The 16236-nt window shown below is 59.8% G+C and carries 17 protein-coding genes; 5 read left to right on the plus strand and 12 right to left on the minus strand.

The window, feature by feature from the left end; all coding sequences use genetic code 11:
* Positions 1 to 6 precede the first annotated feature (6 nt).
* Entirely contained in the window at positions 7 to 714 is a 708-nt protein-coding gene (locus NSND_RS14215) for a response regulator (RefSeq protein ID WP_080879631.1), read from the plus strand.
* Positions 715 to 828: 114 nt separating this feature from the next.
* Complete coding sequence (locus tag NSND_RS14220) at positions 829 to 2055, plus strand: outer membrane beta-barrel protein (RefSeq protein WP_080879632.1); 1227 nt, start codon at positions 829 to 831, stop codon at positions 2053 to 2055.
* A gap of 218 nt (positions 2056 to 2273) precedes the next feature.
* On the opposite strand, the gene NSND_RS14225 is transcribed toward NSND_RS14220, so the two are convergent.
* The 3 genes from NSND_RS14225 to NSND_RS14235 are packed head-to-tail and all read right to left on the minus strand — an operon-like array spanning position 2274 to position 4461.
* Complete coding sequence (locus NSND_RS14225; protein WP_080879633.1) at positions 2274 to 3005, minus strand: hypothetical protein; 732 nt, start codon at positions 3003 to 3005, stop codon at positions 2274 to 2276.
* Between the two features lie 13 nt (positions 3006 to 3018).
* Positions 3019 to 3969 carry an NAD(P)-dependent oxidoreductase gene (locus NSND_RS14230; protein WP_080879634.1) on the minus strand — a complete coding sequence of 317 codons (951 nt, stop codon included), beginning with the start codon at positions 3967 to 3969 and terminating at the stop codon, positions 3019 to 3021.
* A 3-nt stretch (positions 3970 to 3972) separates the two neighbouring features.
* Complete coding sequence (locus NSND_RS14235) at positions 3973 to 4461, minus strand: hypothetical protein (RefSeq protein WP_080879635.1); 489 nt, start codon at positions 4459 to 4461, stop codon at positions 3973 to 3975.
* A gap of 88 nt (positions 4462 to 4549) precedes the next feature.
* On the opposite strand from NSND_RS14235, the gene NSND_RS14240 reads away from it, so the two are divergent.
* Positions 4550 to 5914: a M20/M25/M40 family metallo-hydrolase gene (locus NSND_RS14240; protein WP_080879636.1), complete on the plus strand. Its 1365-nt coding sequence runs from the start codon at positions 4550 to 4552 to the stop codon at positions 5912 to 5914.
* Positions 5915 to 6070: 156 nt separating this feature from the next.
* Positions 6071 to 7036 (plus strand): multicopper oxidase domain-containing protein, encoded by a 966-nt coding sequence (locus NSND_RS14245; protein ID WP_080879637.1) that lies wholly within the window; start codon positions 6071 to 6073, stop codon positions 7034 to 7036.
* 193 nt (positions 7037 to 7229) lie between these two features.
* On the opposite strand, the gene NSND_RS14250 is transcribed toward NSND_RS14245, so the two are convergent.
* The 9 genes from NSND_RS14250 to der all read right to left on the minus strand — a co-directional run bounded on the left by NSND_RS14250 (position 7230) and on the right by der (position 15438).
* Complete coding sequence (locus tag NSND_RS14250) at positions 7230 to 8276, minus strand: NAD(P)-dependent alcohol dehydrogenase (protein ID WP_080879638.1); 1047 nt, start codon at positions 8274 to 8276, stop codon at positions 7230 to 7232.
* A 51-nt stretch (positions 8277 to 8327) separates the two neighbouring features.
* The gene (locus NSND_RS14255) at positions 8328 to 8771 is read right to left on the minus strand and encodes a PEGA domain-containing protein (protein ID WP_235000258.1); all 444 of its coding nucleotides are present in this window, start codon (positions 8769 to 8771) and stop codon (positions 8328 to 8330) included.
* Between the two features lie 108 nt (positions 8772 to 8879).
* On the minus strand, positions 8880 to 10601 hold the full coding sequence (locus NSND_RS14260; protein WP_080879640.1) for a hypothetical protein: 1722 nt from the start codon (positions 10599 to 10601) through the stop codon (positions 8880 to 8882).
* A gap of 87 nt (positions 10602 to 10688) precedes the next feature.
* Positions 10689 to 11174, minus strand: coding sequence for a c-type cytochrome (locus NSND_RS14265; protein ID WP_143833561.1), 486 nt, complete (start codon positions 11172 to 11174; stop codon positions 10689 to 10691).
* A 7-nt stretch (positions 11175 to 11181) separates the two neighbouring features.
* Positions 11182 to 11481: an anti-sigma factor family protein gene (locus NSND_RS14270; protein ID WP_080879642.1), complete on the minus strand. Its 300-nt coding sequence runs from the start codon at positions 11479 to 11481 to the stop codon at positions 11182 to 11184.
* A gap of 29 nt (positions 11482 to 11510) precedes the next feature.
* Positions 11511 to 12143 (minus strand): RNA polymerase sigma factor, encoded by a 633-nt coding sequence (locus NSND_RS14275; RefSeq protein ID WP_080879643.1) that lies wholly within the window; start codon positions 12141 to 12143, stop codon positions 11511 to 11513.
* Between the two features lie 77 nt (positions 12144 to 12220).
* Positions 12221 to 13231 (minus strand): hypothetical protein, encoded by a 1011-nt coding sequence (locus NSND_RS14280; RefSeq protein ID WP_080879644.1) that lies wholly within the window; start codon positions 13229 to 13231, stop codon positions 12221 to 12223.
* A gap of 208 nt (positions 13232 to 13439) precedes the next feature.
* Positions 13440 to 13835 carry a hypothetical protein gene (locus tag NSND_RS14285; RefSeq protein ID WP_080879645.1) on the minus strand — a complete coding sequence of 132 codons (396 nt, stop codon included), beginning with the start codon at positions 13833 to 13835 and terminating at the stop codon, positions 13440 to 13442.
* 226 nt (positions 13836 to 14061) lie between these two features.
* Positions 14062 to 15438, minus strand: coding sequence for a ribosome biogenesis GTPase Der (der, locus tag NSND_RS14290; protein ID WP_235000259.1), 1377 nt, complete (start codon positions 15436 to 15438; stop codon positions 14062 to 14064).
* Between the two features lie 78 nt (positions 15439 to 15516).
* Between der and NSND_RS14295 the strand changes: the two genes are divergently transcribed.
* Positions 15517 to 16203: an HAD family hydrolase gene (locus NSND_RS14295; RefSeq protein WP_080879647.1), complete on the plus strand. Its 687-nt coding sequence runs from the start codon at positions 15517 to 15519 to the stop codon at positions 16201 to 16203.
* The last annotated feature ends 33 nt before the right edge of the window (positions 16204 to 16236 follow it).

Below are 16236 nucleotides of genomic sequence, written 5' to 3' on the forward strand. Positions count from 1 at the left end.
TTGCACATGTCATCGACGCGGAGCCATGACGTGACCGTGCTGCTCATCGAAGATGAGGCGGAGATCAGGCGGTTCCTTCGCTCAACTTTGCCGGCTCATGGCTATCGGCTGTACGAAGCGACCACCGGCGCGGATGGACTGGCGCAGGCCTCCGCTCGCAATCCCGACATTATTCTGCTCGATCTCGGTCTTCCCGATATGAACGGCACCGCAGTGATTGAGAAAATCCGCGCCTGGTCGAACATGCCGATCATCGTGCTTTCCGCACGAGACCAGGAACAGGTCAAGGTGCAAGCCTTCGATCTTGGTGCCGATGACTACGTCACGAAACCGTTTGGCGTGGATGAATTGCTGGCCCGCATGCGCGCGGCTCTTAGGCATGCGACTCGCCCGGTTGGAGACGGGGTGGACGCGAGCTGTACGTTCGGCGATGTGACCGTCGATTTAGGGCGAAGACAAGTGTTTGTCTCGGGGGCGGAGATCCACCTCACGCCGATTGAATACAAGTTGCTGACGACGCTCGTGCGGTATGCCGGGAAGGTGGTGACGCATCGTCAGTTGCTCAAAGAAGTGTGGGGTCCCCTTCATGTAGACGAGGGACACTATTTGCGTGTGTATATGCGTCAATTGAGGAATAAGATCGAAGCCGATCCCGCTCAGCCGCGCCATTTAGTGACGGAATTGGGTGTCGGATATCGTCTCCGAACAGAATGAGAGCTCCAACGGACTTTTACAGATTCTTTACGCCTCCATGTTCGCTTTTAATCCTGTTTTGATGCGACATCACCTAATGTCTATGCCGTGAGAAGGTGGAGCGATGAGTGTCAGATGAAACCTGCTTTGCTGTTGCATAACGATGTCGGCTCAGCCATGGAGACTGCTCCTGCCGGTTTTTTGCGCCGACTCTGGTGGGTACTTCTCCTCTGTACGTTGGTCGTACCGGCGCATGCCGGTGAAATCAGCATCGCACCCGATCCGATTCCGGCAACCGGCACTGACCTCTGGCATTACGGGGCCTACCTTGATGTCGGCTACGTCGTGAATCCAAACTTTCCAGAGAATCACCTCTGGCGGAATCGTGCGACGGCGGCGCGGCACAATGAGTTTGCTCCCAATATGGCCCTGGCCTATGTTCGGAAAGACGCGACTGAATCATCGCGTTGGGGCATGGAACTCGGTGTGCAAGGCGGCTACGACTCCGAACGCTTTGCGTTTTTACAGGGTGAGCGTGAAGTCGGCGGGGCCGATACGCTTCGGCACATCCATCGTGCGAATGTGTCCTATCTGGCTCCGGTCGGGAAGGGGCTCACGATCACCGCCGGGCTTTTTAATAGCCTCATCGGCTACGAATCGCTCTATGCCAAGGACAATGTGAACTACACCCGGTCATGGATTGCCGACAACACGCCCTACATGATGTTCGGCGTCAATGCGAAATATCCGGTCACCGACAAGCTGACGGTCGCGGGGTTTATCGTTAACGGATACTATCACCTGTCGCATCCGAACGACCAACCGAGTTATGGGGGGCAGTGGGCCTACAAAGCGACTCCGCAACTCACCCTGACCCAGACGGTCTACGGGGGGCCGGATCAGACCAACACGGCACTGCAATTCTGGCGCTTCTACGCGAATCACATCGTCGAATGGAAAGGGGAGAACCTGACATTCGCGGCTTCCTATGATATCGGGACCGAAAACATCGCCGATCGTCCCGGAAATCCCAGGGCATTTGTGATGGGAGGCAATGTGGTCGCGCGATGGCATGTGACCGGACCTTGGGCTCTGGCGGTCCGGCCGGAGTTCTATTGGGACCGGAACGGCCGTTGGACCGGTTCGGAGCAATTCGTCAAGGCCGTGACCTCAACGATCGAATATCGAATCCCCTACAAGTGGACCAACACGACGCTGCGGCTTGAACATCGATGGGACGAATCGACCGGGGCGGGCGGGGGATTCTTCAGGCGTGGGGAGATCCAGCCTGGTGTGCTGAGCCTGACGCCGAATCAGCATCTGGTATTGCTGGGCATTCTCTGGACCTTCGACTCTCCGTGACCGGGCACTGAAAATGGCTTCGGGCTTCGTTCTCGCTTCGCTCAAGCCTTCGACGTACTGCCGGGAACGCCTCAGCCTCTCGCTCACTGCGGCCTCGCCCGACAGCCATGTTGAGCGCCCGAGAGACCAAGTTCCGCGGCGGGCTTCGGCTTCAACTGCCTCGCGACGATGCGCAGAAAACATCCGGGCCACAATCGGAATAAGGAGCGGTAGAAGTCTTACTTCATCGCTCTCTGCTTCTCCCTCAAGAGCCGGAGCATTTCGGCGAGTTCTTTGCTGAACCGTTCAAGTGCCACGTCCTTGGCTTCGGCCACTGCGGTCCTGTCCTCAAGCGATGGCGCCGGGCCGACGAGGGTCGTTTCCCCTTCCGCTGTTTGCGTGCCGTACAGATAGCCCGTGCGGACATCCCACAGGGTCCCTTCCATCATGAACAGCGCGTGGCTTTCGGTGCCGTGGGCGAGGTAGGCGCCGATGCCGGTGGCGTACCAGGCGGCGTGCCCGTTGTTGTACCGTTCCACGGCGGAGGCCCCATCGATGATCAGAAGCGCATCGGCGTTGTAGCGGGCGGCGGCCAGGCGAATGTCACGGAGTGTGGTCCCTTGGACCGTGGAGTTGGCGAGGAGGAAACTCTGCTGAAGAATGCCTTCTTCCTGTACCGGCGCGAGCGCCCGTTGCACACGGTCGGCGTCTGTGCTGACCCAGTCCACCCGTTGCAGCGCCGGGCGGCTTGGAAAATCTTCCTGTTTGAAAAAAACAGCCAGGCGATAGGGCGTCGGCAGGTTCGCCTGCAAGGTCATGGTGGATGCGATATCACGATCGGTGACCACCTCGGGATGATCGTGAAACGATTCCTGCAGGAGCTGACGGTTGAGACCGCGGGCTCCGGTGCAGGCGGAGACCGTGACCGACAAGAGAAGAAGGAGAAGAATGCGCAGAGGAACGGTTCTCATAGAACTCCCGTGGTTACGTTGATGCCGAAGGCCTGACCGGATTGATATGCGACAGATCTTCCAGTGCCAGCATTAGGGCATGGGTGCCGGATCGGCCATGGCCGAGCGCTTGTACCTTTTCATATAATTGATGCGCGAGTGTGAGTCCGGGCAAGGTGAGCTGTCGCCGTTGCGCTTCTTCCAACGCAATGCCCATGTCTTTGATGAAATGTTCGACGAAGAACCCCGGGTCAAAATTGCGGGCCAGAATGCGTGGCGCTAAATTGTCCAGTGTCCAGCAGGCTGCCGCGCCGCCGCGGATCGATTCCAGCATGCGATCTAGCTGCAGCCCCGCCTTGTAGCCATACAGGAGACTCTCGCAGACGCCGATCATGGTGCCGGCGATGACGATTTGGTTACAGAGTTTGGCATGCTGCCCCGTGCCGGGGCCGCCCTGATGGAGGATTGTCTTGCCGAGGCATTGCAGCAGCGGCATGATGGCTTGAACGGCGTTGGTCGTCCCTCCGACCATGATGGAGAGGGTAGCGTTGCGCGCGCCGACATCGCCTCCGGAGACCGGCGCATCCACGGTGAAGGCCCCGCGTGATTGAGCCGCCTGGGCGATCTCCTGCGCGAGCGACGGTTCGGTGGTGGTCATGTCGATCAGCACCATGCCCGGACGTGTGCCCGCCAGGATACCCTGCTTGCCGAAGTAGACGTCGCGTACGTCACGGGGGAATCCCACCATCGTCACCACGACCTCTGTCTGCTCAGCCACTGCGCGCGGCGAATCGGCCCAGGTTGCGCCCTTGGCCAGAATCAGCGATGCCTTGCTGCGATTTCTGGTGTAGAGGGTGAGTCGATACTGGTTGGCTTGGAGATGCTGGCACATGGGTGCGCCCATTATGCCGGTACCGATCCAGCCGACGTGTGTCTGTGCGGGAGTCACGAGGCGGGGAGATTGTTCAGGGAGAGGAAGCGCCATGAGTTATTCCACCAGCGGCATAATCCGGTTCGCGATGGCCTGTACGACGCCCTCCTGATCCATGGCGATCTTTCCGCTCTTGAAGCTCAAGGCATACCCTCCATGGCTCGGGGCCTGGACCGTGGCCTCCACTACCACGCGCGCCCCGTCTTCCACGTCAGGGTCTTTCACCATCGGGACGCCGCAGAGTCCCGGGACCGCGACCGGGAGCGTGGCCGTGTCATCTTCCAGGTTGAAGAGATAGCCGCCATAACAGGTCGAGCCGGCGGGGATCTCATAGGGATCGAGCGGCTGGACGTTGCGGGCTGTCCCTCGCAACGTGATCTGCCGCAAGTGGAACAGCGCGGGATCAGTCAGGATTTCCTGCACGGTGACGGCTTCTTGCGCGGCGACCATGTCGGTATGGAGGACCAGGAACGCCGTCAGGCCGAAGAGCAGTTTCGCAATAGAGCGATTCAGGATCTGGGAGCCATCGTGGATCATCGAGCGCATTCTACCATTCTTTGTCTCGATCATCGCCCTCATAGGCTTTCCGCCTGCGAGTCGATATAATCGCCGGCGATCACAGGGAGGCACAGCGATGAGCGACTTGCAGCGCCAGTTAGATACCTACATTAAGGACATTCGCCCGCGCTACGAAGACATGCTCGGGCAGGCAGTGGAAATTCCCTCTATCAGCATGGATCCCCGACATACGCCGGATGTGCGCCGGATGGCGGAACTGGCGGCGCAATATCTGCGGGCCGCCGGGGCGGAGACGCACATCGTCGAGACCCCGGGCTACCCGGTCGTGTCAGGCGGATGGACGGTCGATCCGAGCTACCCGACCGTGACCGTCTACAATCACATGGATGTTCAGCCGGCGCAGGAGCCGGAATGGAAACAGGCCCCCTTTGCGTTTCAAAACGACAACGGTATATACCGGGGACGAGGGGCGACGGACGACAAAGGCCCGGCGTTGGCGGCCTTGTTCGGCGCGCGTTATGCGATCGAGCAGGGGGTGCCCATCAACGTGCGATTCTTGTGGGAACTGGAAGAGGAAAACGGCAGTCCAAGCTTTGCGGCGGCCATCAAGAATCGTGCGGCGATCCCACGTCCGGACTCGGTGGTGATTTCGGATACGATCTGGCTGTCGAAGAATCAGCCTGCGATGCCCTATGGACTGCGGGGGCTGCTGGGCGCGCGCCTCCTCCTGCGTACCGGCTCCAAGGACGCCCATTCGGGCGTGACCGGCGGCGCGGCGCGAAACCCGCTGGCCGAGTTGATGGACATCGTCCATGCCTGCGTGGATGCCAAGACCGGTAAGGTGAAGATTCCGGGCTTCTACGAAGATGTGGTCGAGCCGACAAAGGCAGAGATCAAGAGTTTCCTGCAGTCTGGATTTCAAGTGAGCAAGTTCAAGCAGGCCTATGGATTCAAGACGCTTCGCACCCAGGATCCGGCAGAGGTCATGCGCCGTATTTGGGCCGCGCCGACGTTTGAGGTGCACGGACTCGTCGGCGGCTACCATGGGCCGGGGGTGAAAACGGTGGTCCCTGGCCATGGGGAGCTGAAGGTCAGCATGCGGCTCGTACCGAATCAGACTCCGGAGAAAGCCTTTGCGCTGCTCAAGAAACATGTCGCCAAGTTGAATCCGGAGGTGACGGTCGAGCGCGAGGGGATGTTGCATCCGTTCAGAGGCGTGTTTGACGGGCCATACGTCGATGCGGTGAAACGCGCCGTGAAGGCCGGATTCGGAAAAGAACCGGCCTTTATTCGCGAAGGTGGCTCGATCGGCGCGGTGGTGACGATGCAGAAAGCCTGGAAAGTTCCGATTCTGTTCATGGGCTTGAGCCTGCCTGAGCACGGCTACCATGCGCCGAACGAATATTTCGACTGGGGCCAGGCCTCAGGCGGGATGAAGGCGTTTGTGCATTATTTTGCGGAACTGGCCGCGAAGCGCTAAGCGGTATCCTGAGCTGTAGGAGAACGCCTACCAGTCCGGAGGTAATTTAAAAACATGACAATTGTCATATTGGTTTGAACTGACGATTCGGTATCCTGCCTGGGGTTCTGAATGAACCCATACCCATTCACTTTCAACAGGAGGAGCCGCAGCATTATGACAGTACGTAACATCCGCTTTCGTCAATCTGTGATTCGCACGGTCTTGGGATTGGCCGCAGTCTCGGGCCTGGCCATGCAGCCGGTCGAATCCGCGTTCGCGAAAGTCGTTGAAGTTTCCATGACCGCCGTAGAAACGAAACTCGTCATCGACGGGGAGGGACATACATATGACGCCTGGACTTTTAACGGTCAGTTTCCCGGTCCGGTGATTCGTGTGCAGGAAGGTGACGAGGTTGTCTTTTCACTGACGAATCCCGAGACCAACGGTCGCCCCCATTCCATGGATTTTCACGCGGCGGAGACCAACTTCCTGGAGCACTACAAGGAAGTGCGTCCCGGCGAGTCGCTGCAATATCGTTTCAAGGCCAAATGGCCGGGCATCTTTGCCTATCACTGCGGTGCCTCTCCCATGATTCAGCATATTGCGCGCGGCATGATGGGCGCCATTATCGTCGATCCCAAGGATCCCAAGGCGCTGCCGAAAGCCGATCGCGAGTATGTGCTGGTGCAGAGCGAACTGTTCAAGGATCCCGACGATGTTGACGGGATGTTCGACCGGAAGTATCAGCATGTGGTGTTTAACGGCTCCGTCTTCCGGTACGATCCTGTGCACAGCAAGGCGGGAGGCGACTTCCTGGACGCCAAGCCGGGGGAACGGGTCCGGTTCTATTTTGTGAATGCCGGCCCGAACAACGTGTCGGCGGTCCATCCGATCGCTGAAATCTGGGATGATGTGTGGGAGAGCGGGAATCCCGCCAACCATACGCGCGGCGTGCAGACGCAGCTGATTCCGCCGGCGGGCGCGGCGATCCTCGATATGGTGCTGGACAACAACGACGGGGTTTACCCGATCGTCACCCACTCCTTGACCGACGCCCTTCGCGGTGCCATTGCCCTGTTGAAGGTGGACAAGGATGCGCGGCAGTTGCCGCTCATGCCGTTTGTCACTCCTGCCAAGTAGTGGTGGATTCGCCGGGCGGCCTTGCGGCCGCCCGGCCTGCCGCTTCATTCGACTCTCCCACTTTCGTGAGCCGCTCTCAGTTTCTGCATTCGCTGACCACAGGTTCTGCCCCCACCCGATTTGAGTGGGTGCGCATAGAAGGCGAGCCCGTGCCTGGTTGGGACTCATCTCTGAGAGCGTCGGATGCCAGGCGCTACGTCAGGGAACTCATATCGATCACGAAGCGATAACGCACGTCGCCCCGAACAAGACGGTCGTAGGCGGCATTCACCTGCTGGATGGGAATGACTTCCACATCTGCGCCGAACATGTGTGTGCCGCAAAAGTCGAGCATCTCTTGAGTCTCCTTGATCCCGCCGATCAACGATCCGACCAGTCGCCGTCGGCGCATGATCAGGGGAAAGGCGCCGAGCTGCGCGGGCTTATCCGGAACCCCGACCAGAATCATGGTGCCGTCGGTCTTCAGCAGTTCCAGATAGGCATTCAGATCATGGGGCGCTGAGACGGTATCCAGGATGAAGTCGAACCGTTTGGTGAGTTGGGTCAACGTTTCGGGTTTTGCGGTAGAGTAGTAGGCCTGTGCGCCCAGCCGCTTCGCATCGGCTTGTTTCTTGTCGGAGTGGCTCAGGACGGTGACATGCGCGCCGAGCGCCTTGCCGATTTTGACGGCCATGTGCCCGAGGCCGCCTAACCCGACCACAGCGAGCCGATGGTTCTTGCCCACCCCCCAGTGCCGCAACGGGGAGTAGGTGGTGATGCCGGCGCACAAGAGCGGCGCCGCTTCTTCAGGGCGCAACCGTTTGGGAATCCGCACAATATAACGTTGATCGACGACGACCTTGGTGGAGTATCCGCCGTAGGTGGGTGTGACGCCGTCCCGCTCTTTACCGTTATAGGTGAAGGCGAGGTGGCCTTCGCAATATTGCTCCAGGCCCTTCTTGCATGCCTGGCATGTCCGGCAGGAATCGACGAAGCAGCCGACCCCCACGGTTTGACCGACGGAGAATTGTTTGACGGAGGCCCCGACTTTTTCCACCGTGCCGACGATTTCATGGCCGGGCACCATCGGAAAGAGTGATCCGCCCCATTCATCCCGCGCCTGGTGCACATCCGAATGGCAAATCCCGCAGTACTGGATCTTGATCAATACATCCTGTTTGCCCACTTCGCGGCGTGAAAATCTGAACGGCGTGAGCGGGGATTGAGCGTTGAGTGCAGCATACCCGTGGACGTCGATCATGATGGTCTGCTCCTGAAAAAATGGCGTGTTTGTGCTGTGATGCAGGCGTCGCTAAGGCGCTTGGGCCGGTTGATGTGTGTCGGGTTCGAGGGTGATGCCGAGAGTGGAGGGGTCCTGTTCCCACGCGCCCGGCGCAATCAGTCCGAGCAACGGAAGAAGGAACAATGCGCCCCCGATGACATCGACGATCCCGGTGCTACTGAGTTTCCGGCCCGTCACTCGGGACTGAGTCTGGTATCCCGTTTTGTGCACTTCGACGGTGAGGTCACCTCTTCGGGGGACCTGATACTGCAACGGCGTCGTTCCGGCTGCGGTGCCATTGATGAGGACCTGTGCGCCGGGTGGCTCTGAATTGACCATCAGTGGTTGCGTGCTTCCACCGAAAATTGAGCAGCCGGTCAGGCTGAAATGAGACGCGATCAGGGTTGCGACGATGGCACAACGACTTGCGCTGGCGGTTCTGGCCGTGACGGGCATGGACTCCTCCGTGGACATGATGATCACCATGGTTAGCACAGCGTATGCGGGCTGACAAGGCGGCGGAGGCTGGAGTGCGCGGGGCGGTGGAGTACTTCTGACTCCACCGCCCCGCTCCGTGTGTTGTCAGGCGTGGGGGGCGGCGGCGGTTGCCAGGATCGGTTGGAACATCGGATCGGCGTCCAGCACGGCTTTGAGCAGTTCCGAGTGCAGGAAGTACCGCCACACCTCATCCGACTTGCCGGGTACCTCGTCGAACCACCGCTTGGCTTCGGTCAGGTGCTGAAGCATTTTGGCCTTGTCCCCGTAGTTCGGCAAAAAGATCATGGTGTAGGCCATCGCATATTCGGCCAGAAACTTATCGAGTGGCAGTTCGGCCTGTGCCAGGGCGGCCTCGGCATCGGCATAGGCCCGAGGCGTCTCCGTATCGTGAAGGATCCGGTTCCAGGACACTTTGTTGATGCGGGACCAGGCCAGCTGGAGCAGGGCCTCGGACTTGGGCGTTCTCCGGTGCTCTGGAATATCCTTTACCAGGGATTCGAAGGTCTCGACCATGGGGAGCTGGTCGTTGTTCCATCGGTAGGCGATTCCAAGTCGAAACCGGTTGTCGAGTTGTTCCGGTCTGACCGAAACGAGCGTTTGAAGCGCCGGGATGAGACGATAGAGAAAGTCTGCCGGGGTCGGCTGTGAGAGCCCGCCCATTTCCATCCCGTTCGAGAGATCCAAGCGGGCTCCCTGCGCATAAATGTTCCAATAAAATTCGTCCACCACAATGCCCAGGGCAGGATCCTTTATGGGCACCTGATGGCTATTGCGGGCTTCACGCAGCAACACGCTATACAGGTGGCGGGTCAAGACCGTGAGGGCATCCGGCTGCTTCGGGTCGATGAGCAAGACGCGGTTGAGTAAGGCCACCCGGTCGCGCAGATCGGGAAAGATGGCGGCGCGTGCCGCAGCGGCTGTCAACGTGCCGGGTTGATCGTTCGGTCCCCACCAGGCCAGGGACTCAGGCAGTGCGCGGCTTGTTTCGGTGGCAAACGGAATCTTGTCTGCCATCATGCCCGGGGCTTCCGGCTGCGAGGCGACCGGCAGATTGAATACGGCGGTATCGCCGGGAAATCCATGCTGCTTCAGCCCGGTGAAGACGACCCACTGGGTAGTCACGGATTTCAATGCCAGTCTCGGGCGCTTGATCGTGTTCGTCCACTTGACGTTGCCGGGGGCATACGTGACCGGCGAGGTCAGGGGATCCTGATACTGCACAGACAGTTGGACCAGCGTCGTTGGAACTCCGAGCACCTTTCCTGCGCGTCCCAGGCGGAACGAACCGGACGGAATGGTGCGGCTGCCGACGACGGTCACGTGAAGGCCGCTCCCGGGGGGTGAGGTGCCCAGCACGTCGGCCACGAAGGTCGAGGCCGGCGCCCTCGGGAGATCGTCACCGAAAAACATCAGCGGGCCGGTGCTCGGCCAAATGATATCCATGGCAATGTCCGACCGCTTGAGCATGGGCGCATAGGCATCGGTCAGGGTTTGCCAGCAGGAATCGTAGGACGTGTCATTGGCCGGCGCGAATTGTTTCACCTTCGCCGGAGAGGCAACGACGTATCGGTATTGGCAGGCAAAGTCCAATTGTCCGGCGGTGACGCGATCGCCGTGCGCAAGGGCTTCGGCATATCGGACGGCGGTTTGGACCGCCGGTGGTTGCTTAGCGGAGGCGGTTGGGCGATGTCCCTTCCCGCCGGTAGCCGGTGCCGACTCGGCTGTCCCGGCCCAGAGACCGAGCGAGAGCGCGAGGGTCACGATGGCAATGGTCTGTCGTCGATGGAACAGGTTCCCGCGAATCATGCGAACGACCTCCGGTGGCAGTAAAAGAATGTCACTGTACCACGGGGCTCTTTTCAGGTGAAAGGGGCGTGCTGGGGCGATGCAAGATTACGGACCCGGTGGAGGGGGAGCGAGTGGCCGGGCAAAGCGGACCAAGGAGCGGATGTATTGGAGGACGGCCTGCTGATCCTCGGCGGGCAGCACGTTCTGCCAGGCCGGCATGGCCGTGCGGGGTTTTCCTTGGGCGATCGTGCGGAGCAACTCTTGATCCGTTTTGGCAGAGGTCGCCGCCGAGATGAGATTGCCCGGTCGAGGGGAGAGAAACGGGGCCTTGACCCCGTCGCCCTTGCCGGTTGTGCCATGGCACTCCATGCAATGCTCACGATAGATGGCTTGCCCGTGGTCGAAATTTTCTGAAGGTTGCGCGAGCAGGACGCCGGTTCCACCGCAGGTCAATAGAAGGGCGAGCAGGAGGCGGTCTGACATCGAAGGCAAATATCGTTGCGTCGGGCACAGCCGCTGATCACTCAACGACTCGTCTCTCGCCCCCTCTGCCGGTTGTTCCCCGGCCGGCGTGATCATCGGGCCAGTCACGATCGGGTTACGCCGTTGCCGCAGCCTTCAAAATCTGTCGGCGGAGGTTCGCACGATCGTTCTTGGAGAGTGCCGGGGAAGGACGGTTGCGGCAGAGCTGCACGGTTTGGCGCAAGGAGTCGAGAAACACTTCGCAATTCGGACAATCGCCGAGGTGGGCGCGAATTTCCTGACAGACGTCACCGGAAAGCTCGTCATCCAGATAGGCAGACAGCCGTTCGAGCACTTTGACGCAATTTCGTTTTCCGTGACCCTGGTGGAGGGTGGGCTTACGGGTGCCTGGATATGTGCGTACGCGATCAGCCATGGCGGTGCTTCTTCTTAGACTATACCAAACTATCGGTGCCCGGTGGTAATGTCCGGGTGAAATTCTGTCGCCAATCCTTTGCCGCTGAGTTCCTTGCGGACAAAGAGGCGGGCTCGATGCAGCCTCGATTTGATGGCCCGTTCGTTGAGCCCCAGAATACTCCCCACTTCTTTGGCGCTCAATCCTTCCATGTCGCGGAGCACCAGCACCATCCGGTATTTGCGCGGCAACTGTGCGATGGCGCGATCGAGTATCTGACGCAGTTCTTTGTTTTCAAGCGCCTCTTGAGGGCTGAGGCCCTCCATCGGGATCTGCAGGGCAAACTCGCCCTCCGATGTCGGCACGAATTCGGTCAGGGATAACTCGCGCTCCGGCTCGCCTTTGCGTTTGCGCCGCATACGCTGGCAGGCATGGGAGGCGATGGCGTAGAGCCAGGTCGAGACCTGTGCGTCGCCACGAAATCGGTCGTAGGCGCGATAGGCATTCAGAAACGTTTCCTGGACCAGATCTTTGGCCGCCTCGGCTTCACCGCACAGGCGATAGGCAAAGCGGTACATCACGTCGACGTGATCACGATACAGCTGATCGAATGGAGCGGAGGTGGAGGGGGAGACGCCGCGCCCGTCGGGGATTTCCGGCCGACTGTTCTTCCGTGATGCCATACGCGTCAGGGAGTCTACGGGGGGCGCCGGGCACTGTCAAGAAGCGGCCCGGATGTCGAGGCGCCGAAAGAGGGGCGTCAATTGACCCGTCGGATATCGACGAGTTCACCCTGCTGGTTAAGTTCGACGGTGATCGGGAGCCCTTCCTTTAGGGTTGCGAGAGCAGCCGGCCGTTGCGTGAGGGGAATGGACTGGGCTCCCTCGGGGCCCTGCATGGTGAGGGTGTCATGCGCGTCGGAACCGTAGGCCAGCGGCCCGGTGAGGAATCGGCGCGATGGACTTGTAAGACCGTCTTGATACAGATCGATGGCCACATGTCGATCCTGGATCCACACCGACATCTCCTGCCCGACCTTGGCGTTCCGTACACCGGTCTTTCCGCTGACTGTCACGATGCCCAGGGGGGTTTTCAGGAACACATAGTTCGACTTCAGTTTCGAGACCGTGCCGTTCAACAAGAGATGCAGCGACGAAGGTGTGCGGGGAACCTGATTGACCTGGAGGTCGAACTGCACATCGTGCAGACCTTTGATGGTTCCGGTCCCATCGACCTCGATGGTCAATGGTTGGTGATCCTGGCGTCCGGCGATTTTGGTTTCAAATGCGCCGAGTGTGAAGGATTGTTCGCCATCCGGAGTCCAGAGTGTGAGGGCGTTTTTCTCAGGGGAGGTAAAGTTCGGCATGCCGGTGACATACCGATGGACGAGTTTGTCGACACCCCTCTCGCGGATGTCGATGACACTGGTCGTACCATGCACCCACAGGGTGATCTTTTGTGAGGTCTTGATATCGCGAAGGGTGGATTTCGAACTCAGGGAGAGTGGCCCGATCGGGGTTTGCAGAAATACGATGCCGGGTTTCGACCGCCAGATCGCGCCGGAAATCTGAACCGAAGGGGACACAGGCGCGGGAGCTACCGCCGGTTCAGGGTTGTCTTCCGCGACCGGTTCGTTGGACTCAGCGAGCGGGGGCGGTTCAATGAGGGGTGTGGCGGTGTCCGCCCACGCTGGTTGTGCCAGGATAAGACAGGCGCCCAACCGGATCGAGAGAAAGAGGAGTCGCTGAGGGGAATTCGTAGAGTAAGCCATAGTGGTTATGAAATCGTCTTGAACGGAATGGTATGACGCCGAAAGAGTGGAGGAGAAACCTCCCATAGCTGGAGCGGGCCGGTTCCTGCCTTATCGCGCGTGGCGTACAACGTCTCCTGTGCGAATAACATGCTGATCCGCATGAGTCAAGCTGAAAGCCGTTCGAGACTGGCGAATCGCCTGGGCCGTGCATGGCGCAGGCTGAATCTTACCAAGGGGAGGGGCTCGACTGGTAATGGACTGTCAGGACGACGCGTGACTGCTGGCGTCTGGCTTGGTCTGGAATGCCGAATCCCCGGAGACGCACCGTGCCGCCGCCCCATCGGGCGAGGCGGGTGATTTCGAATTGGCTCCAGTCTTCTGCCGCGATGTGTTTCTCTAAATTGGCCAGGACGTCATGAAACAGGTCCATCAACGGATGACGGAGTGGCGTGGTCGCGGGGGCCTGCAGCCGGCGCGGTTCGTTCGTGAAATGGCGCGCGAACTCGTGTGCCCGGTCGTTGGTATGGAGAATGCGACCGTCCATGGAAAGGACGATGAGGCCGGTCTCGACCGACGAGGTCGGTGCAGCGGGGGCGGCGAGGTCTGGTTGCCCGATGAACATAGAGATAGGCTCCTCTCTGCTATGGCATGTCCCTCATGCGGTCAGCGAGGACGGTCGTCGCTGCCATTGAATGCTGAATGGAAAAGCAAGATGCGGGCCATTGCGTTGAGCTGAGAGAAGGGAGGAAATCTACGAAATGTTCAAGGAATCGTGAGCGGTGAAACGAAGGGGGCGAAGGAAAATGTCGTCGATTGTGTCGAATGCGTCGCGCTCCGGCAAGGCTGCCTCATTTTTTTCTGGTCAACAGTCGAACGGGCGTGCCGGAGAAATGATATTCCTTCCTGATCTGGTTTTCGAGGAAACGGAGGTAGGCCGGGGTCATATTGTCGGGATGTCCCACAAAGAGGGCGAATGCGGGAGGCCGTGTCGCAACTTGCGTCATGAATGCGGATTTGCTCGCTTTGGCCGGCTTTCCTTTTCTGACCGGCAACGGATGTTCTTCCAGCAGACCCTGAAAGAATTGATTCAGGGGGCCGGTGGGGACCCGTTTGCAGAATGAGAAATAGACCTGGTCGATCAAGGCGAACAAGCCGCGCAGAAAATCCTGCTCCAGCGCCGAAATGAACAGCACCGGTGCCCAGGCGAGGAACGGGAAGCGACGTTCAAGATCTTGTTTGTAGGCCTCGCGCGCGTGCACGTCGTCGGTCTTGAGATCCCACTTGTTGACGATGAGAATGCAGGCGCGTCCTTGCTTGAGGACGAGGCCCGCAATTTTAGTGTCCTGCTCGGTGACGCCTTCTTCCGCATCCAGCAGCAACACGGCGATGTCTGATCGGCCGATGGCGCGCAGGGATCGGGCGACGCTGTAGCCCTCGATGCCTCGTTCCACACGACCACGGCGGCGGATGCCGGCCGTATCGGTCAGCACGTACTGCCGGTCTTTGAATGTCGCGACCGAGTCGACGGGATCACGCGTCGTGCCCGGCACATCGCTGACGACGACGCGCGCTTCGCCGAGGACTGAGTTGACCAAGGTGGATTTGCCGACATTCGGACGTCCGACGATGGCGATGCGGGGCGTGTCGCTCGTGGCTTCTTCGTCGAGGGGCTCGGCCATGTGCGAGAAGAGATCGTCCAGCAACTCGGCGACGCCGATGCCATGTTCGGCCGACAGGGGATACAGCTGCTCCTGCCCGAGGCGATAGAAATCGGCGACCAGCGGATCGGCCTTCGGGGTATCGATTTTGTTGATCACGTAGTAGACGGGTTTATCGGAGCCGCGCAGGGTTTGTACGACTTCTTCGTCGGCCGGCGTCAGGCCTGAGCGGGCATCCAGAACCAGGACCAGGATATCCGCCTCGGCGATGGCGAGTTGGGATTGTTGCCGGATCAGGGACAACATGCCGTCGCTGGCTGTGGGGTCCAGCCCTCCCGTATCCACCAGGCGGAAGCGGCGATTGCGATAGGTCGAATCGGCGTAGTTGCGATCCCTCGTCACACCCGGCACATCGTCCACGATGGCCGCCCGCGTGCCGAGAATACGGTTGAACAGCGTCGATTTCCCGACATTGGGCCGCCCGATGAGGGCGATAATGGGCAACCGGCCGCCCTCAAGGGTGAAGAGCGGGGCCACAGGACCGCGCGTTTGTTTGGTGCGTGACATGGTGCGCGACGGTAGCATAGAGATTTCACCGAACACAATGACTCGTCTTGCCGCGTCGGTCTCCGGTATACTGCCAGGATGCTGTCACATCGCTCAGAGGCCCCCCATCAGTCCGTCGATTGGAGTCGGATCGACGATGTGTTGCTCGACATGGACGGCACGTTACTCGACCGTCATTTCGACAACTTTTTTTTCGAGGAAGAACTGCCGAGGCGGTATGCGGCGAAGCATGCGCTGACCTTCGAGGCCGCCCGGGATCGCTTGATGGCCATGTATCGTTCCGTCGAAGGGGAATTGGCCTGGACGGATTTACATTATTGGTCGGAGCGGGTAGACATCGATGTGGTGGCGATGCATCGCGAACTCGACCACATGATCGGGTTTCTTCCCGATGCCGAGGAGTTTCTCTCATCCTTGCGTCGATTGGGGAAGCGCGTGACGATCCTGACGAACGCGCATCGGGCAGGAGTGGATGTGAAAACCGCCAAGACGGGGCTGGATCGGCATGTCGATCGTATCGTGGATGCCTTCGAGGTGGGGTGGCTCAAGATGCGATCGGAGTATTGGCCGACCTGCCGGCAATTGGTCGGATTCGATCCTGCGCGGGCGCTCTACATCGATGACGATGAGCAATGTCTGGCTGCGGCGGAAGATTTCGGGATCGGCCGGATTTTTCACCGCTCCAGGTCGAGTTCTCAGGCTTCCGCCGTTCCTTCCGCGCGGTTTACCTCCATCGAACATTTCCACGCGATCCTGCCCGGCTAAGCCGTTTGTCGCGCATCCGGTTTTTTTGCACAA

Origin of the sequence: Nitrospira sp. ND1 (assembly GCF_900170025.1) — a bacterium.
Lineage (GTDB): Bacteria > Nitrospirota > Nitrospiria > Nitrospirales > Nitrospiraceae > Nitrospira_A.